Below are 16811 nucleotides of genomic sequence, written 5' to 3'. Positions count from 1 at the left end.
TAATGGCTGACCAAAAGACACTAAAATTTGCAACTCGTGCTATTCATGGCGGACAAGCACCTGAACCGGCGACTGGCGCGGTCATGCCGCCTATTTTTACCAGCTCTACGTATATTCAAGAGAGCCCCGGTGTACACAAAGGGTTTGAGTATTCACGCTCGCACAACCCAACACGTTTTGCTTGGGAGCGCGCGGTAGCGAATCTTGAGGGCGGCCAGCATGGTTATGCGTTCGCTTCAGGGATGGCCGCAACCTCAACCATCATGGAACTGCTGAACAGCGGGGACCATGTGATCGCGATGGACGACTTGTACGGCGGTACCTTCCGTCTATTTGATAAGGTTCGTGGACGTTCAGCAGGGCTGAACTTCTCGTACGTCGATTTAACCGATCTAGCAGCAGTCGCTGCCGCTATTACTGGCAGTACCAAGATGATTTGGATTGAAACGCCAAGTAATCCGATGTTGAAGTTGGTTGATATTGCCGCCGTGTGCAAGCTAGCAAAGCAGCATAATATTTGGGTTGTGGTGGACAACACCTTTGCGACACCTTTTAATCAACGTCCGTTAGAGCTCGGCGCAGACGTGGTGATGCACTCGGCTACTAAATATTTGAATGGTCACTCAGATATGGTTGGTGGTATTGCGGTGGTTGGCGATAACGCCGAGATAGCTGAGCAAATGACCTTTTTACAAAATGCTGTAGGTGCTATTGCCGGGCCATTCGACAGTTATCTAGCATTGCGCGGGGTGAAAACTCTGGCGTTGCGTATGCAGCACCATAATGCTGCTGCACTGAAGATTGCACAATGGTTAGATCAGCATCCGCAAGTAGAAAAAGTCATTTACCCGGGCTTACCAAGTCACCCGCAACACCAGCTCGCTAAGCAACAAATGACCGGCTTTGGCGGCATGATTTCTATTTTATTGAAAGGCGACCTCGATAAAGCACGCCGCTTTTTAGAAGCTGTAGAAATTTTCGCTCTAGCGGAAAGCTTGGGCGGAGTGGAGAGCTTGATTGAGCATCCGGCGATCATGACCCATGCATCTATTCCTGCCGAAAATCGTGCCAAGTTGGGCATTCTTGACAACTTTGTAAGGATTTCAGTGGGGATTGAAGACGTTGAAGATCTTATTGCAGATTTAGATCGTGCTCTAAGCGCTTAATATGTCAGAAAATTTAAACATCTTTTACAATTCAATGAAGATAAGGTAGGCTTATTTCCACAATAATAACGAGACATTAAGGAACATCTATGCCTATTAGCCTGTTTTTATTGCAGGGTTTACTTGCGGCGTTGTTGTTTTATGGATTGGTAGGGCAGCACTATCGCCAGCCGTTGTGGAATACCTTAGCGGTACTAACTTTAGGGTTAGTACCGCCAGTGAATTGGTTGGTGCTTATGTTGGCAGTCGGCTACCGACTCTGGCACAAGCCAGCCGCAGCCATGCCGATTAAACATTAATTAAGACGATTAACGAGCCACGAGGCAGTAGGGTCAATGCAGTTACAACCTTTTCATTTGGCTATTCCAGTAAGCTCTATTGAGCAAGCGCGAGCCTTTTACGGTAACGTATTGGGCTTAGCTGAAGGTCGCAGCGCAGCACAATGGGTTGACTGGGATTTCTTTGGGCACCAATTAGTGACTCATTTAGCACCCGAGCGTGCCGGCGTGGCTCACCATAATCCGGTTGATGGGCATGAGGTTCCGGTACCTCACTTTGGCGTGGTGCTAACTATGCCGCAATGGCAGCAATTAGCTGAGCAAGTGACCGCGGCAGGCATCAAGTTTGTGATAGAACCACATATTCGCTTCGCCGGCCAGCCGGGCGAACAAGCCACCATGTTCTTTTACGATTACTGTGGCAATGCACTTGAGTTTAAGGCCTTCCAAGACTTAGATCTGTTATTTGCTCGCTGACAATTACCACCACTAATAATCACTCCAACACGTTTACCCTGAAATAGTTCAGGGTAGCGCGTTATGGCTGCGATAACTGTTGCTGACGACGGCTCTATCCATTGTTGGGTGTGCTCCCATACCAGTGCTTGGGCTTGCAGCACTTGGTCATCATTCACCAGTAAAATCTTATCTACCCACGCTTTAATACGGGCAAAGGTATGCTCTCCGACGCGGGTGAGCAAGCCATCACAAATGCTCAACGGTGGCATTGCTGGTTGCAACACACCGGTTTTAAAACTGGCATAGCCATCGGCAGCTAATTCAGGTTCAATCCCATACACGTTGGCTACTTGGTGCTGCTTACCCACGATCGCAGTCCCGCTTAACAGACCGCCGCCACCAAGCGGGGCGAGTAACACCTCTAACTCTGGATACTCTTGTAATAATTCTAGCGCCGCCGTGCCTTGGCCTTGCAGAATGTGAGGATGGTCGTAGGGTGGCACAAAGATGCCACCACTAGGTTCGCGAGCTGCGACAAAAGCTTCACGGGCAGCCATGCCAGGCTCTATATCGATCAATTCGGCGCCATAGCGCTGCATGTTCGCGCGTTTTATCGGTGAGGCATTGGTAGCGACTCCTACGGTTACCGCAATCCCCAGCTGTTGCCCAGCAGCAGCTAAAGCCGCACCATGATTACCTGACGAAACCGTATACACCCCCGCTTGACGTTGCGCTGGGGTAAGCTGCAAAAGGGCATTACAAGCGCCTCGAAATTTAAACGCCCCCGTGTGCTGAGTATGTTCACATTTGAGCATCAAGGTAGCACCTAAGGCGTCATTAAGCTGCTGATTGACGATGACATTGGTACGCCGAGTGCGCCCCGCCAGTCGTTTTGCTGCTGCAACAACCTCAGAGTATTCGGTGTTTAGTGATAAATGCATGTATACTCCTGTGACTAAATAAATATGAGGACATTATGGCGGTACTCAATACTTTTGAGCGCATTCGTGCGCTACCTATGCCTTATCAAACGCTGCTGGCGCTCTATTTGAGTCAGCGCATGCTACCTAACTATGAACTCTTTCATCAGGTCACCGGCTTTGGTGATCCAAAACCCTTGCAAGGTGCACTTAATGCCTGTTGGGAATGGGTCTGGCAACCTAAGAAAGTTAAAGTGAACTTTGCTCGCTGGCAAGAGAAAGTCGATGACGAGACGCCTAGCGAACATGGCCACGATATGCTTGGTGTTTATCCGGCGATGGATGCTTGCACCGCAATCAGTACTTTATTGCAAGGACTGATGGATAACAACAGCGCTGATTTCGTTAGCGTCGCAAAAGTATCTCAAGCTGGCGTAGCGAAATTCCTTGAGCTAACCGAAGGTGCTGAGATGTCTGCCGAGCAGCGCCGCAAACTATTGCGCGAGCATGAGTTGGCGGTGTACGAAGTTGAAGTGCAACAAGCCATGTTAAACTTTTTGGAGACCCTTGCCGCCAGCCAGCCTCAACCAAGTCAGGCACTGGTGCAACAGGTGCGCCAAATGGTAGCAGACGAAGGCGTCTCCAATATTGGGGTTAGCTTAGCTGATTAACGACTCTACTTTGGTTGGCGTTGCGGTTGTGATTGGACAATGGCAAGCCAACCAATAATGCCAAAAATGACTATTTGCCAATAGTCACCTCGTCGCCACAAAATATGCTCTTTGTAGACGGTGACAAACATCAGTAATTGCAACAAATGCACCGCAATCAGTACCATCATTAAGATGAGAAAAAGCGCAAAGCCTTTACCAGGAAACGGCCAGACCAAATTGGCTAGCATCGCGGCCCATACCAAAGCAAATAATAAACGTCCCGCCCAAACTGCCATACTCATTATTGTTATCCTAATTAACTGTTACTCTGGTATCGGAGTCACGTTGGTGCTAGTTACTTGATATAAGCGAAAGGCGACTTGGCCAGCTCGCTTCTCTCGATACAAATGCCAATGAGCTGGCACTTGCGCAATCCAATTCGCCTCTGTTTCCACATACACCCAACTGTCTGGTGCTAGCCATTGCTGCTGCTCAAGTGCCGCAATGCATTTATCAGCAAGGCCTTGTTGAAACGGCGGGTCGATAAAGACCACATCAAACTGCTGCGGCGCTGGTTGCGCTAAATAGGTTAAAGCATCCGTTGCTAGTGCCTCGGCCTGACAAGGCTCTGCTAGGTCTCTGGCCTGCATGGCTTGGTTGAGTACCTTTGCATGTTGTTGCAATAAGGTCGCGGCTTGCTTATTGCGCTCTAACAGGATCACGCTCGCAGCCCCCCGTGAGAGCGCCTCGAAACCTAGCGCTCCGCTGCCAGCAAAGGCGTCGAGCACGCGTTGTTGGGCCAGCTCAAACTGCAGCCAGTTGAATAGGGTTTCGCGAATTCTATCGGTGGTTGGTCGTAGCCCTGGTAAATCAGCGATGCTTAATTTGCGGCCACGCAAAAAACCACCAATAAGGCGGAGTTCGCCAGCACCTTTGTGGCTGGTTTTTTTCTGCTTGTTTGAGCGGTTTGGCATGCTAAAGTACGCCTTCTAGGGTTTGACATGGTAAACTGTTGGGCATTGTAACCGAGCAGCACAGAACTTCCAAAGGTAAAGCAAGCATGGCCAAAGGATCGTTATTTTCGTTTTTTCGTAAAAAAGACAAGCCCAAAGAGGCATCCGAGGTAACCTCAACTCCAGCAACCACTGATTCTGCCACTGATCCAAGCATAGATTCGAACAGTGATTCAGTGAGTGACCAAGCCACGATAGCGGAGGCTGGCGAACTAGCCGAAAGCACAGAACCAACCGAAAGTACAGAACCAGCCGAAAGCGCCGAACCAGTTGAACCAGTTGAACCAGTTGAGCCAGTTGAGCCAGTTGAGTCAGTTGAGCCAGCCGAACCAGCCGAGCCGGCAACAGTGGCGGCGGTAGCAGCACCTGATGCGGCCGAAGTGTGCGCCCAAGTCACTGCAGAGGTAGCCGCTAAGAAGGCAGCTAAACCGGCCAAACAAGGTTTATGGGCTCGCCTGACCCAAGGCCTCAAAAAAACATCAAGTGCTATTGGCGATGGCTTGTGGGGCTTGTTCAAAGACAAAAAAATAGATGATGAGCTGTTTGAGGAATTAGAAACGCAGTTGCTTACGGCTGATATTGGGGTTCCCACCACGCAGCGTATTGTCGACCGTTTAACGCAGCATGCGAACCGCCATCAGTTGAAAGATGCCAATGCCTTGTATGACCTGTTGCAACAGGATTTAACCGAGATCCTCAAGCCCGTTGAACAACAGTTACAAGTGAATCAAGATGGCCCTTTTGTGATCTTGATGGTAGGTGTGAACGGAGTAGGTAAAACCACCACTATTGGTAAGTTAGCCCAGCAATTTAAACGCCAAGGCAAATCGGTGATGCTAGCTGCTGGCGATACCTTTAGGGCTGCAGCGGTCGAGCAATTGCAAGTGTGGGGTGAGCGTAACGATATCCCTGTTATTGCGCAGCATACGGGCGCTGATAGTGCTAGCGTGATTTTTGATGCGGTAGAAGCGGCCAAAGCGCGCGGGGTTGATGTCTTGATTGCCGACACGGCCGGGCGTTTGCAAAATAAAGCCCATTTGATGGAAGAACTGAAGAAAGTGGTACGGGTGATGCGCAAGCTAGACGAAACCGCACCGCATGAAGTGATGCTGACGCTAGATGCTGGCACAGGGCAAAATGCCATCAGCCAAGCCAAGCTTTTCACTGAAGCTGTGGGGGTTTCTGGAATCACTTTAACTAAGCTTGATGGCACCGCCAAAGGTGGGGTTATTTTTGCTATCGCCGACCAATTTAACATTCCTATTCGTTATATTGGGGTAGGCGAAGGTATTGACGATTTACGCCCGTTTGTCGCGGACGAGTTTGTTGCAGCGCTGTTTCAGCGCGAGTTAACCCACAGTGATAACGCATGATTAAATTTGAGCAAGTAAGCAAAACTTACCCTGGTGGCTTTCAGGCATTAAACAACGTGAGCTTTCATCTGGAGCCAGGTGAAATGGCGTTTCTAACGGGTCATTCGGGGGCAGGTAAAAGTACCTTGCTCAAATTAATAAGTATCCTTGAGCGTCCAAGTGCTGGCCGTGTGCTCATTAATGGCCACGATTTAAAACGGATCTCGGCACGGCAAGTACCTTATGTGCGGCGTGATATTGGAATGATTTTTCAAGACCACCGCCTGCTGATGGATAAAACCGTGTTAGACAATGTCGCACTGCCCTTACTCATTGAAGGCTACAGTATGGCCGAAGCGAAAAAACGGGTGCACGCAGCACTGGAGAAAGTAGGTCTGTTGGACAAAGTTCGGCACTATCCTTATATGCTATCGGGCGGTGAGCAGCAGCGCGTTGGGATAGCTCGTGCCGTGGTCAATAAGCCGCCGTTATTGTTGGCGGACGAGCCTACCGGCAACTTAGATCCTAAGCTATCTATGGATATTATTCGGTTATTTGAAGAATTTAATCGGGTGGGGGTCTCCGTATTAATTGCAACGCACGATTTAGGCCTGATTGCGCGGTTACGCTACCGCACCCTAACCTTGCGTGATGGGCGTATGATCAACGATGGCTTGCAGGAGAATTAAGCCATGAGTTTATTATTCCGATCACGCCAACAAGGGGCAAGCCAAGTCAATATTTCAAAGCTTCAACGTTTTGTCATGTTTTGGGTGCACAATGTGCAACAAGCCTTGGCGAGTCTTGGCGAGTTATTACGTTATCCGTTGGCTAGCATGATGACGATGGCGGTGCTAGGGTTAAGTTTAACGCTACCAGCAACGCTATACGTGGTGGTTAAAAATACGGAAAGCTTGGGTGCTGATTGGCAAAATGCCGCAGAAATCACGCTGTTTTTGCGCAAAGACTTAACCCAGCAAGAAGTAGACACTGTGCATAAGCGTTTGAGCTTGTCTAGTGCCATAGAATCTGTACGTTGGATTGATAAACAACAAGCTTTGAGCGAGTTTAAAGAACAGTCGGGCTTTGGTGATGCGCTGGCAGCATTGCAACAGAACCCTTTGCCGGATGTGCTTATCGTTACCCCGGTAGCGGCTCAGCGCAGTGCGGCTGCAGCGCGGCAATTGCTTAGCCAGTTACAACAAGAGCGTGAAGTAGCTGAAGCGCGCTTAGATTTAGATTGGCTGACGAGGCTGGAGGCTATTTTAGCGGTGATACGCCATGGCTTATCAGCGTTAGCTTTGTTGTTATGTGTGGCGGTGGTGTTAATCGTAGGCAATACCATCCGTTTGAATATCAATAGCAAACGCGATGAAATCATGGTGATGAAATTGGTGGGTGCTACCGATGCCTATATTCAACGGCCTTTTTTGTATACGGGCATTTGGTATGGCCTGGTGGGTGGCGTGATTGCTTGGGTAGCAACGGCGTTGATCATTTGGTGGATCAGCGGTACCGTTGCTCACGTCAGTGAACTGTATCAAAGCCAATTTCGTATTGAAGGCTTAAACTTTAGTGAAATGATGGTGTTATGGTTAGTGGCAATTGGGTTGGGGCTGCTTGGATCGTACCTTGCTGTAAGAAAACATGTACGAACCATTGAAATGACCTAGCTTAGCCCTTAAGTTAAACCTGAGTTAAAGATCTCACAACCATTGTCAGCAGCGTCGTTTTTGCTAGAATGAGGGAACTTTCAGGCTTAAAAAGAGTCTGAGTAGGTGCCTGCAGAACTTAGTACAGGCACCCAAATTTAAAGAGGATGTTGTTGCATGAGCACTGAAATTACGAGTATGGCATTAACGGTACCGCAATCGAGCGGTAGCTTAGAGGCGTATATTTCGTCAGTGAATCGCATTCCTATGCTGTCAGCAGAAGAAGAACGCGAGTTGGCGGAGCGCCTACAAGAACAGGACGATTTAGAGGCTGCACGTCAGCTCATCATGTCGCACCTGCGCTTTGTCGTACATGTGGCCCGCAGCTACTCAGGTTATGGCTTGCCTCAGGCCGATTTAATTCAAGAAGGCAACATTGGCTTGATGAAAGCTGTACGCCGGTTTGACCCGACCGTGGGGGTACGCTTGGTATCTTTCGCGGTGCATTGGATTAAAGCTGAAATCCATGAGTACGTGCTGAAGAACTGGCGTTTGGTCAAAATCGCTACCACCAAAGCACAACGTAAATTGTTCTTCAACCTGCGCAAAATGAAAAAGCGTTTGGGTTGGTTTACTCAAGATGAAGTAAATACGGTAGCTGAAACTTTAGGTGTTAGTACTTCTGAAGTATTGGAAATGGAAGCTCGAATGAGTGCCCATGACCAAGCCTTTGAGTTGAGCTCAGACGATGATGATGCGCGCGAAGGTAGCAATTACTCACCGGCTCAATATCTAGAAGATAAGCGCTCAGACCTCGCTGAAGAAGTTGAGCAAGAGCAGTGGGAGTCTCATACTCAGCAGCGTTTATTATCGGCAATTAATACTCTGGATGAGCGTAGCCAAGATATTGTTAGGGCGCGTTGGTTAGATGAAGAGAATAAAACGACCCTACAAGAGCTGGCAGAAAAATATCAAGTGTCAGCCGAGCGAGTACGCCAGTTAGAAGTGAATGCAATGAAGAAATTGCGTTTAGCGATGGCTTAATTTAAGAGCTCAGAAACGTACACAAACTGAAAAGATTCCGTTGGTAACAGCGGAATCTTTGCTTTTAGAAAGGCCAATGTTTCTGGGTGAGGGTGCGCAATCACCACCGCCTGCGACTGCTGTTGGGCCAGCTCTAGGAGCCCCTGCCAAGCTTGTTCTAACGCCACCTGCTGCAATTGATTATCAAGGAATACATGCCGCCTTATGGTGGGTACTCCATGAGCAAGGGCCTGTTGTTCCGCCACGGTAGCTGCGCTAGTGCGGCTATCTAAAAAATACAGCTGACGCTGCTTTAAGGCTTGCATCAACCACGCCATACTTTGCTTTTGTTCGGTTAAATAGCTGCCTTGATGATTGTTTACCCCTTGTGCATGGGGCACCTGCTGCAATGCATAATCAAGCAAGAGTTCAATATGTGCTAACGAGTCGCTCGCGCTTAGCATGCCAGCTTCTGTGGCGGTCTGCTGTCCTTGAGCTTGCATCGGTAGGTGCAGCATCACCTGATGACCAGCCTGATGCGCAGTGGTCGCTAGTTTAGTGGCATGCGGCGAGCCTGGTAAGATAGCTAAGGTAATAGGTATAGCTAAGTCGAGAAACTCTTGATGGCGAAGGTGGTGGCCCACATCGTCAATCACGAGAGCAATCTTGACTGGCGTTGGCGCTTCGCTGAATGGCTGGGTTAGCGGCTGAGGATACTGGGCTAAGGCGATGCTTGCGATCAAGCTCAAGATTAACAGGCAAGCACCCCCTAGCAACGGGCGCGACATTTAGCGACACCACTGGGTAGGGTTAACAGCGTCGCCTTTAACTCGGATTTCAAAATACAAGGCTGGGCTCTCGCGGCCACCGCTTTGTCCCACTAAGGCGATGGTTTCATTACGGCGCACTATGTCACCCTCGGCGGGTAAAATGGTTTGGTTGTGGCCATACAGGCTCATATAACCATCGCCATGGTCGAGTACCAGTAATAGGCCGTAGCCTCGCAGCCAATTGGCAAATAAGACGCGGCCATCAGCGATAGCCGTAACAGGGGTGCCATCGGCTGCATCAATGATCACGCCTTTCCACTGTAAGCCGCCACTTCGCGCCGTACCAAACACTCGTTGCACTTTGCCTTCGGCAGGCCACTGTAACTGTCGCTTGAGCTCGGCCAATCCATTTAATTGCGGCTCATTGCGCATTGCTGCGATGATTGCCGCCAACACCTGCTCTAAGGCTTCTTGGTTCTGGCGGAGTTGGCTAATGGCTTGCTGATCCGCTTGTTGCTCGCGATTTAAGCGTGCGATAAGTTGTTGTTGTTGCTGCTGTTGTTGCTGCAACACGCCTTGTTGCTGGCGCTGCTCAGCCAATTGCTGTTGCTGCTTAGCTTGTTGCTCATCAACGTCGGCCCGTACTTGTTCTAGTTGCGCATAGGTAGCTTGCAGCTGCTCTAATTGCTGCATCCGAGCTTCATTAAAGTAGCGATAGTAGCCCAGCACCCGCTCAATTTTGCTGGGCTCTTGTTGTTGCAATAACAGCTTTAAATAATCGTGTTTGCCTAACCGATAGGCGGTATCAATTTGTTCAGCCAAAAGCGCCAGCTGTTGTTGCTGTTGCTGTTCTAGTTGCTGCTGCTGTTGCTGTAAATCCTTGATACGAGCGACAGTCGCCGCTAGCTCGGTGGCGGTATGGTTAAGTTCGTTAGCAATACTGGCTATTTGCCGTTCTAACTGTTGTAGTTCGCGCTCAGTTAAGCTGAGTTGTTCAGAGCGTTGGTCTAAGGCTTGCTGCCGGCGCTTAAGCTCAGTCGCAATTTGCTGCAACTGGGCTTCAGTTGCAGCTTGCTCTGCTTGGCTGTCCGTCTGCGCTGCGGTCGCAGCACTACTTAAGAGCCAGAATGTCAGCGCCAGCCAGCGACCCCAAGTAGCTACCATTAGCTGCTTTGAGTTAAGGTAACAATGGGTTTGCCCGTCATTTCTGGCGGAGTTGGTAGCCCTAATAAATGCAGCATCGTAGGAGCTACATCAGACAAGGTGCCACCGGCACGAGCTGTGGCATCACGACCCACATAAATAAACGGCACCAGCTCACTGGTGTGGGCAGTGTGTGATTGGCCGGTATGGTGGTCTTGCATTTGCTCAGCATTGCCGTGATCTGCGGTAATTAGACACTCACCGCCAACCTCGCGTAGCGCTTCAACCACCCGCGCAATACAACGATCGACAGCTTCACAAGCCTGTACCGCTGCGGCAAAATTGCCCGTATGACCGACCATGTCCCCGTTCGGGTAGTTACAGATAATCACGTCATGTTGGCCGGCGCGAATAGCGGCAACCAACTCATCAGTGAGTAGCTCGGAATTCATCTCTGGCTGCAAATCGTAGGTTGCTACATTGGGAGATGGGATCAACACTCGCTGTTCCCCAGCAAACTCTTGTTCCCGTCCGCCACTGAAGAAAAAGGTGACATGCGCATACTTTTCGGTTTCAGAAATACGCAACTGGGTGTAGTCATGCTTGGCGAGCCATTCGCCTAAAACGTTATGCAGAGACTCAGGCGGATAGGCAACGGGGCCATTCAGCTCTGCTGCATATTCTGTAAGCATAACAAAGGCTCCTAACTGGGGCCGCTGACCACGGTCAAATCCAGTAAAGTCTTGATCTAAAAAGGCGTGGCTCAGTTGACGCGCGCGGTCGGCGCGGAAGTTCATGAAGATCACTGCATCACCCTCTTGCATCGGCGCTTTATCGCCAATCCGGGTGGCTTGGACAAACTCGTCATTTTCGTCACGTTCGTAGGCATCAGCAAGTGCTACTAAGGCACTATCTGCTTGATAAGAAGCCTTGCCATGGACGATTAAATCCCAAGCTTGCGCGACTCGGTCCCAGCGCTTATCTCGGTCCATCGCAAAGTAGCGTCCGCAAAGACTTGCAAATCGCCCCACGCCAAGCTGACTAAACAAGGCATCAAAGCGCTCCAGAGAAGCTTTGGCAGAACGTGGTGGGGTGTCACGACCGTCTAGAAATCCATGCACATAAATTTTTTGTGCCCCGCGCTGGGCGGCTAGTTCAACCATGGCTAACAGATGGTATTCGTGACTATGCACGCCACCTGGTGATAACAGCCCCATGATGTGAACCGCTTGGTCGGCCCGCACCGCCTTGTCTACCGCCTCAGTTAAAGCAGGATTAGCAAAGAAATCGCCATCGCTGATAGCTTTGCTGATGCGGGTAAAGTCTTGATACACCACACGGCCTGCACCAAGGTTCACATGGCCCACCTCAGAGTTACCCATTTGCCCGTCGGGTAGGCCTACTGCCATCCCTGAGCCGTCAATCAATGTATGTGGGCATTGTTGCCACAGGGCATCCATAGTCGGAGTATGTGCTGCCGCTATCGCATTATCGGCAACTGCCTCACGATGGCCCCAACCGTCTAAAATAATTAACGCCAATGGTGTATGCGCTTTACCCATAACATCCTCGGTGGTTTTTTAGTAAATTCATCAAATTGAATCTATTTTATGCGATTTTAGCTTGCTCCGCACCCTTTCTAGACATTCATTAACACCAAATTTTACTGGCAACGGGCAAATCAGTAGGTATACTCTGTGGCTTGTTTTTCAACTGGAGTTACGTTCACCATGGAGCAAATCCTTGCCTTCGCTGCAGACCACCTATTTATGAGTCTGCTTTGGGTTATTCTTTTAATTGCCATTGTGGTTACTTATGTTCAAGCCGCAACTTCCAAAATAAAAAGTTTGACCCCGCAGCAAGCAACCTTATTAATTAATAGAAATGATGGGGTGTATGTTGATATTCGCTCGGTGGATGAGTACCGTAAAGGGCACATTCAGGATTCTCTGCATTTAACTGCCGATAAAATCCGGAAAAATGAACTGGCACCACTTGAGAAATTCAAATCTGCCCCCATCGTGGTGGTATGCGCAACGGGAATGACCGCAAAAGGGGCTGCAGCTACGTTAGCTAAAGCTGGGTTTGAACAGGTTGCAATACTCCAAGGTGGAATTTCTGCCTGGCAGGGCGCCAGTTTCCCACTGGTAAAAAAATAATCGTTTGATCAAGCAATAGGAAGTAGAACAATGGCTGATGAACAGCAAGTAAATGGCGCCGCACAGGACGACGCACCACAACAACAAGCATTCCAAATTCAACGCGTCTATGTCAAAGATGTTTCGTTTGAAGCGCCAAACTCGCCGGCAGTTTTCCGTCAAGAGTGGAAGCCAGAGTTGAGCTTAGACTTAAATGTGAATAACACTAAGTTAGAAGACAACACCTACGAAGTTGTGTTGAAAATTACTGCAACCAACAAAGTAAATGGCGAAGTAGCGTTCTTGGCTGAAGTTCACCAAGCAGGTATTTTCACCATCGCTGATTCACTCGAAGATGGTCAACGTGCACACTTATTAGGCGCGTTCTGCCCGAATATCTTGTTCCCATACGCACGCGAGACCTTGTCTAGCTTAGTTAGCCGCGCAACCTTCCCACAATTGAACTTAGCGCCAGTTAACTTCGACGCGGTATTTGCTCAGCATATCCAGCGTCAGCAGCAAGAAGCTGCCGAAGCTACTCAGCAATAAGTTAGATTGCAAAACGAATGCGTAATGCACAAGTAACAGTGCTAGGAGCCGGTTCTTATGGAACCGCCCTAGCACTTTGTTTTGCCCGTAAGGGTACGGCGACCTGTTTATGGGGTCGCGATGCCGAGCAAGTTGCAGCAATGGCTGCTGAGCGCGAGAACAAACGCTATCTGCCAGGCATTACCTTACCTGATAATCTCCAAGTTACTGCAGACTTAGCTGAAGCAGTAGCTGCATGCCATAATATTGTGGTGGTAGTGCCAAGTAGTGGCTTTAAGCAAGTACTACAAGATATTGCACCGCAATTATTGCCTGATGCCCGAGTGGCTTGGGCGACCAAAGGTTTAGAGCCCGAAACAGGCCGGTTATTATTTGAAGTTGCAGAAGATATTTTGGGTGACGAGCACGCCTTAGCGGTGCTTTCTGGCCCAACCTTTGCGATGGAAATGGCTAAAGGTTTACCTACCGCTATCTCGATGTCTTCTACGGATCCGCAATTTGTTGAAGATCTGTCTGAACTGCTGCACTGCGATCGCAGTTTTCGCGTTTATACCAACGACGACTTTATTGGCGTGCAGTTAGGTGGCGCCGTTAAAAATGTGATCGCTATTGGTGCGGGGATGGCGGATGGTGTGGGTTTTGGCGCTAATGCTCGCACTGCCCTCATTACACGCGGCTTGGCTGAGCTCACCCGATTAGGATTAAAGCTTGGTGCTAAACCAGAAACCTTTACTGGCATGGCAGGATTAGGCGACTTAATTCTAACTTGTACCGACAACCAATCACGTAATCGGCGTTTTGGTTTGGCCTTAGGCCAAGGTAAATCCGTTGACCAAGCTATGGCTGAAATCGGCCAAGCGGTGGAAGGCTATCGCAACACGCGCGAAGTGGTGACCCTAGCACGACGCCATGGTGTAGAAATGCCGATTTGTGAGCAGTTGTATGATGTTCTGTACGGAGATACCACGCCACAGCAAGCTGCAATCAACTTGCTAAGCCGCGCTCGGACGTCTGAATCGGTGGCGACTGATACAGCCAGTGAGAACAATTAAGCGATGCATTGATATGACCAGAAGCAGACCAGTCTAAGCTGCTCATGCTTCTGGTGCTAGTTGCCTGACTAGCGTAGCAATTGTTCCGCAATGGTTTGCCACTGCTGCTCAAAATGAGTGGTTGGTTTATGGGTAAACCCTGACCGCACAAACTGCGCGATTTTACCATCGGTATAAGCCATAAGTAGATTGGCGAGCATCCCTTCATCTAGCCCAGCGACCACTTTCTCACGTAATCGACGCTCCCGTAAGACCTGTTTGAAGTTAGCTTCTAGCTTATCAAAAATGCCAGTCACTCGATCTCGTAAACGTTCGTGCTCACCGAGTAGGGCATCTCCGGTAATCACCCGCGTGATGCCAGGGTTACGCTCAACAAAAGTAAGCACTAGCCGCACCATCATTTCACAGCGCGCTAACGTGTCTTTTTCATTTTCTAAGATCTGGTTGATGCGCGACAAAATGGCATCTTCAGTAAAATCAATCAAACCTTCAAACATTTTCGCTTTCGAGGCGAAATGACGGTATAAAGCGGCCTCAGAGACACCCACTTCAGCAGCCAAACGGGCTGTGGTGATGCGTTGGCCCGGGCTGGTTTCTAACATGGCGGCGAGAGCGGCTAAAATATCCTGTTTACGATTCTGTTTTGCGGTCACGTGGTTGCTTCCTTGGTTATGATTCTTAGTAGCAGAGCCTATTTAGCACGGCTTAGCGGGTACCCGAATGACCGAAGCCACCGGCGCCTCTGTCGGACTCAGAAAAATCTTCAACGAGATTAAATTGTACTTGCACCACCGGCACGATAACCATCTGCGCAATGCGCTCGCCAGGCTCAATGGTATAAGCATTAGTGCTGCGGTTCCAAACCGACACTTTCAGTTCACCTTGATAATCTGAATCGATTAAACCCACTAAATTACCTAGCACCAAGCCATGTTTATGTCCCAATCCAGAACGTGGCAGCAGGGTAGCGGCAAGGTTAGGGTCGGCGATATGAATCGCTAGCCCCGTTCCTACCAGATGGGTCTCGCCTGGCTCCACCGTAAGTGGTTGGTCAAGACAAGCACGCAAATCTAGGCCGGCTGAACCTGGGGTTGCGTAAGTTGGCAAGGGGATGCTTTGGCCAATTTTAGGGTCAAGAATTTTAAGGTCGATAGCAGTCATGCTGGGTTCCTGGTTCTAAACTTAAGAGGTTGCTGAATCTGCGCCACTTTGATAAGAAAAGTCATGGCTATTTTTTAGTTTAACGGCATGCTGTAACAACTGGGTAGCAATACTCAGTTTATCTGCCACCGGCAGATCTAAGTGCTTGAGTTGCCCTTGTTGGTCGTGCCAGTAGAGTGTCATGGCATTGACGTCGCTGTTAAAGCCGATAGCGCTGCTACTAACATCGTTAGCGGCGATCATCGCGAGTTTCTTTCGTACCAATTTACTTTGGGCATACCGGGCAACGTCATTGGTTTCAGCGGCGAAGCCAATAGTAAAAGGTGGTTTGGTTAAGTTACTTACCGTAGCTAAAATATCAGGGTTTTTAATTAGGGTTAGAGCTAACTCATCTTGCTCCGCGGTCTTTTTCATTTTATGGCTAGCGACGGTGGCCGGACGATAATCAGCGACTGCTGCACACCCAATAAAAATGTCGGCTGAGGGAACCGCTGCTAACACTGCCGCTAACATGTCCTCAGCACTAGTCACATCGATGCGCGTCACGCCTGCTGGAGTGGGGAGCTGACAAGGGCCGGCAATTAAAGTCACAGTAGCGCCTAGTTGTTGCGCCGCTGTAGCTAAAGCGAACCCCATTTTACCCGAGCTATGGTTAGACAAATAGCGTACCGGGTCGATGGCCTCGCGGGTGGGACCTGCGGTAATCACCAAGTGTTGATTCGCCAGAAGAGCAGCCACAGATTGTTTATCCGCTGCTAACGCCCGTACTACCAGCTCTCGCAGCTCTAGCGGTTCTGGCATACGCCCACTACCAATATCACCGCAAGCTTGAGCACCGCTATTAGGTTCTATCAGCTGCATGCCGTACTGCTGAATCCGTTGCAAGTTGGCTTGTACTGCTGGTGCTGCCCACATCTGCTGGTTCATGGCAGGTGCCACCCAGATAGGAGCGGCAGTAGCTAAGCACAGGGTGCTAAGTAAGTCATCAGCGCTGCCGTTAGCAAGTCTTGCCAGCATATTTGCACTCGCAGGCGCTAGCAGCACTAAATCAGCCCATTTAGCCAATTCTATATGGCCCATGGCAGCTTCGGCCGCAGGGTCAAGCAAGTCATGATGCACCGGATGTCCCGATACCGCTTGGAGCGTTAGTGGCGTGATAAAGGCTTGGGCACCTTGGGTCATCACCACGCGCACAGAGGCGCCGTAATCACGCAGACGACGCACCAATTCGGGAATTTTATAAGCGGCAATACCACCGCTTACACCCACCAGTATGTTGCGGTTGGCTAGCGGTTGCTCGGGGCTATAAGTCATAGTAAGTCCTTACCTTTACAAGGTCTTTACCTTAGCACATTGGGATAGCTTTAGGCGATATCTGACGTGGTACTTTTCAATCACGCAATCTAGCTTAGGTAAGTACGCACGCCAGCTTCGCAAGCCCTTAGTCTAGCGCCTTGGCGCATGAATATCAGACCTTCTGGC

20 protein-coding genes are annotated in these 16811 nt (G+C 49.6%); 11 read left to right on the top strand and 9 right to left on the bottom strand.

The genetic code is table 11. The features are described from left to right. The first annotated feature begins 2 nt into the window (after nt 1-2). The 3 genes from KGF88_RS10420 to KGF88_RS10410 all read left to right on the top strand — a co-directional run bounded on the left by KGF88_RS10420 (nt 3) and on the right by KGF88_RS10410 (nt 1921). Complete coding sequence (locus tag KGF88_RS10420; protein WP_110076734.1) at nt 3-1166, top strand: cystathionine gamma-synthase; 1164 nt, start codon at nt 3-5, stop codon at nt 1164-1166. 89 nt (nt 1167-1255) lie between these two features. Next, nucleotides 1256-1465, top strand: a complete 210-nt coding sequence (locus tag KGF88_RS10415; protein ID WP_110076735.1) for a hypothetical protein — start codon at nt 1256-1258, stop codon at nt 1463-1465. 36 nt (nt 1466-1501) lie between these two features. Continuing rightward, nucleotides 1502-1921, top strand: a complete 420-nt coding sequence (locus tag KGF88_RS10410; protein WP_153827053.1) for a VOC family protein — start codon at nt 1502-1504, stop codon at nt 1919-1921. Here the strand turns inward: KGF88_RS10410 and KGF88_RS10405 are convergent. Further along, the gene (locus KGF88_RS10405) at nt 1858-2844 is read right to left on the bottom strand and encodes a threonine ammonia-lyase (RefSeq protein WP_153827054.1); all 987 of its coding nucleotides are present in this window, start codon (nt 2842-2844) and stop codon (nt 1858-1860) included. The genes KGF88_RS10410 and KGF88_RS10405 overlap by 64 nt on opposite strands. 35 nt (nt 2845-2879) lie before the next feature. On the opposite strand from KGF88_RS10405, the gene KGF88_RS10400 reads away from it, so the two are divergent. Continuing rightward, a complete protein-coding gene (locus KGF88_RS10400) occupies nt 2880-3494 on the top strand; it encodes a YjaG family protein (RefSeq protein ID WP_153827055.1) in 615 nt (204 codons plus the stop codon). A gap of 5 nt (nt 3495-3499) precedes the next feature. On the opposite strand, the gene KGF88_RS10395 is transcribed toward KGF88_RS10400, so the two are convergent. Together KGF88_RS10395 and rsmD are read right to left on the bottom strand one after the other, a co-directional pair. Next, on the bottom strand, nt 3500-3778 hold the full coding sequence (locus tag KGF88_RS10395; protein ID WP_153827056.1) for a DUF1145 domain-containing protein: 279 nt from the start codon (nt 3776-3778) through the stop codon (nt 3500-3502). A 21-nt stretch (nt 3779-3799) separates the two neighbouring features. Next, entirely contained in the window at nt 3800-4450 is a 651-nt protein-coding gene (gene rsmD / locus KGF88_RS10390; protein WP_153827057.1) for a 16S rRNA (guanine(966)-N(2))-methyltransferase RsmD, read from the bottom strand. Between the two features lie 86 nt (nt 4451-4536). On the opposite strand from rsmD, the gene ftsY reads away from it, so the two are divergent. The 4 genes from ftsY to rpoH all read left to right on the top strand — a co-directional run bounded on the left by ftsY (nt 4537) and on the right by rpoH (nt 8537). Next, nucleotides 4537-5862, top strand: a complete 1326-nt coding sequence (gene ftsY / locus KGF88_RS10385) for a signal recognition particle-docking protein FtsY (RefSeq protein ID WP_153827058.1) — start codon at nt 4537-4539, stop codon at nt 5860-5862. Next, nucleotides 5859-6530 carry a cell division ATP-binding protein FtsE gene (ftsE, locus tag KGF88_RS10380; RefSeq protein WP_153827059.1) on the top strand — a complete coding sequence of 224 codons (672 nt, stop codon included), beginning with the start codon at nt 5859-5861 and terminating at the stop codon, nt 6528-6530. The genes ftsY and ftsE overlap by 4 nt, the downstream gene beginning before the upstream one ends. A gap of 3 nt (nt 6531-6533) precedes the next feature. Further along, nucleotides 6534-7514, top strand: a complete 981-nt coding sequence (gene ftsX / locus KGF88_RS10375) for a permease-like cell division protein FtsX (RefSeq protein WP_153827060.1) — start codon at nt 6534-6536, stop codon at nt 7512-7514. Nucleotides 7515-7670: 156 nt separating this feature from the next. Next, nucleotides 7671-8537, top strand: coding sequence for an RNA polymerase sigma factor RpoH (gene rpoH, locus KGF88_RS10370; RefSeq protein WP_110076744.1), 867 nt, complete (start codon nt 7671-7673; stop codon nt 8535-8537). Here the strand turns inward: rpoH and KGF88_RS10365 are convergent. From KGF88_RS10365 to gpmI, 3 genes are read right to left on the bottom strand one after another with little or no spacing between them, the layout of a single operon-like run. Beyond that, nucleotides 8534-9304, bottom strand: coding sequence for a divergent polysaccharide deacetylase family protein (locus tag KGF88_RS10365; protein ID WP_153827061.1), 771 nt, complete (start codon nt 9302-9304; stop codon nt 8534-8536). The two genes, rpoH and KGF88_RS10365, sit on opposite strands and share 4 nt — an antisense overlap. Next, nucleotides 9305-10450, bottom strand: coding sequence for a murein hydrolase activator EnvC family protein (locus KGF88_RS10360; protein ID WP_153827062.1), 1146 nt, complete (start codon nt 10448-10450; stop codon nt 9305-9307). Beyond that, nucleotides 10450-11991 (bottom strand): 2,3-bisphosphoglycerate-independent phosphoglycerate mutase, encoded by a 1542-nt coding sequence (gene gpmI, locus KGF88_RS10355; RefSeq protein WP_153827063.1) that lies wholly within the window; start codon nt 11989-11991, stop codon nt 10450-10452. Before gpmI ends, KGF88_RS10360 begins: the two co-directional genes overlap by 1 nt. A 168-nt stretch (nt 11992-12159) precedes the next feature. On the opposite strand from gpmI, the gene KGF88_RS10350 reads away from it, so the two are divergent. Genes KGF88_RS10350 through gpsA form a run of 3 tightly spaced genes read left to right on the top strand, consistent with a single transcriptional unit; the run spans nt 12160 to nt 14168 of the window. After that, nucleotides 12160-12588, top strand: a complete 429-nt coding sequence (locus tag KGF88_RS10350; protein ID WP_110076748.1) for a rhodanese-like domain-containing protein — start codon at nt 12160-12162, stop codon at nt 12586-12588. A 30-nt stretch (nt 12589-12618) separates the two neighbouring features. Continuing rightward, nucleotides 12619-13116, top strand: coding sequence for a protein-export chaperone SecB (gene secB, locus KGF88_RS10345; protein WP_110076749.1), 498 nt, complete (start codon nt 12619-12621; stop codon nt 13114-13116). A 17-nt stretch (nt 13117-13133) separates the two neighbouring features. Continuing rightward, nucleotides 13134-14168: an NAD(P)H-dependent glycerol-3-phosphate dehydrogenase gene (gene gpsA / locus KGF88_RS10340; protein WP_153827064.1), complete on the top strand. Its 1035-nt coding sequence runs from the start codon at nt 13134-13136 to the stop codon at nt 14166-14168. Nucleotides 14169-14236: 68 nt separating this feature from the next. On the opposite strand, the gene slmA is transcribed toward gpsA, so the two are convergent. From slmA to coaBC, 3 genes are read right to left on the bottom strand one after another with little or no spacing between them, the layout of a single operon-like run. Further along, nucleotides 14237-14821 (bottom strand): nucleoid occlusion factor SlmA, encoded by a 585-nt coding sequence (gene slmA, locus KGF88_RS10335; protein ID WP_162014607.1) that lies wholly within the window; start codon nt 14819-14821, stop codon nt 14237-14239. Nucleotides 14822-14873: 52 nt separating this feature from the next. After that, nucleotides 14874-15329, bottom strand: coding sequence for a dUTP diphosphatase (dut, locus tag KGF88_RS10330; protein WP_153827065.1), 456 nt, complete (start codon nt 15327-15329; stop codon nt 14874-14876). Between the two features lie 21 nt (nt 15330-15350). Further along, nucleotides 15351-16643 (bottom strand): bifunctional phosphopantothenoylcysteine decarboxylase/phosphopantothenate--cysteine ligase CoaBC, encoded by a 1293-nt coding sequence (gene coaBC / locus KGF88_RS10325; protein WP_153827066.1) that lies wholly within the window; start codon nt 16641-16643, stop codon nt 15351-15353. Nucleotides 16644-16811: the final 168 nt, after the last annotated feature.

The sequence above is a fragment of the Idiomarina loihiensis genome (assembly GCF_024584785.1).
Classification (GTDB): Bacteria; Pseudomonadota; Gammaproteobacteria; order Enterobacterales; family Alteromonadaceae; genus Pseudidiomarina; species Pseudidiomarina fusca.
Note: the sequence above shows the minus strand (reverse complement) of the source record. Positions and strands in the feature narration are given on the sequence as shown.

Coding starts and splice junctions, on each gene's coding strand:
- KGF88_RS10420 (WP_110076734.1), top strand. CDS start 3: ATGGCTGACCAAAAGACACTAAAATTTGCAACTCGTGCTATTCATGGC.
- KGF88_RS10415 (WP_110076735.1), top strand. CDS start 1,256: ATGCCTATTAGCCTGTTTTTATTGCAGGGTTTACTTGCGGCGTTGTTG.
- KGF88_RS10410 (WP_153827053.1), top strand. CDS start 1,502: ATGCAGTTACAACCTTTTCATTTGGCTATTCCAGTAAGCTCTATTGAG.
- KGF88_RS10405 (WP_153827054.1), bottom strand. CDS start 2,844: ATGCATTTATCACTAAACACCGAATACTCTGAGGTTGTTGCAGCAGCA.
- KGF88_RS10400 (WP_153827055.1), top strand. CDS start 2,880: ATGGCGGTACTCAATACTTTTGAGCGCATTCGTGCGCTACCTATGCCT.
- KGF88_RS10395 (WP_153827056.1), bottom strand. CDS start 3,778: ATGAGTATGGCAGTTTGGGCGGGACGTTTATTATTTGCTTTGGTATGG.
- rsmD (WP_153827057.1), bottom strand. CDS start 4,450: ATGCCAAACCGCTCAAACAAGCAGAAAAAAACCAGCCACAAAGGTGCT.
- ftsY (WP_153827058.1), top strand. CDS start 4,537: ATGGCCAAAGGATCGTTATTTTCGTTTTTTCGTAAAAAAGACAAGCCC.
- ftsE (WP_153827059.1), top strand. CDS start 5,859: ATGATTAAATTTGAGCAAGTAAGCAAAACTTACCCTGGTGGCTTTCAG.
- ftsX (WP_153827060.1), top strand. CDS start 6,534: ATGAGTTTATTATTCCGATCACGCCAACAAGGGGCAAGCCAAGTCAAT.
- rpoH (WP_110076744.1), top strand. CDS start 7,671: ATGAGCACTGAAATTACGAGTATGGCATTAACGGTACCGCAATCGAGC.
- KGF88_RS10365 (WP_153827061.1), bottom strand. CDS start 9,304: ATGTCGCGCCCGTTGCTAGGGGGTGCTTGCCTGTTAATCTTGAGCTTG.
- KGF88_RS10360 (WP_153827062.1), bottom strand. CDS start 10,450: ATGGTAGCTACTTGGGGTCGCTGGCTGGCGCTGACATTCTGGCTCTTA.
- gpmI (WP_153827063.1), bottom strand. CDS start 11,991: ATGGGTAAAGCGCATACACCATTGGCGTTAATTATTTTAGACGGTTGG.
- KGF88_RS10350 (WP_110076748.1), top strand. CDS start 12,160: ATGGAGCAAATCCTTGCCTTCGCTGCAGACCACCTATTTATGAGTCTG.
- secB (WP_110076749.1), top strand. CDS start 12,619: ATGGCTGATGAACAGCAAGTAAATGGCGCCGCACAGGACGACGCACCA.
- gpsA (WP_153827064.1), top strand. CDS start 13,134: ATGCGTAATGCACAAGTAACAGTGCTAGGAGCCGGTTCTTATGGAACC.
- dut (WP_153827065.1), bottom strand. CDS start 15,329: ATGACTGCTATCGACCTTAAAATTCTTGACCCTAAAATTGGCCAAAGC.
- coaBC (WP_153827066.1), bottom strand. CDS start 16,643: ATGACTTATAGCCCCGAGCAACCGCTAGCCAACCGCAACATACTGGTG.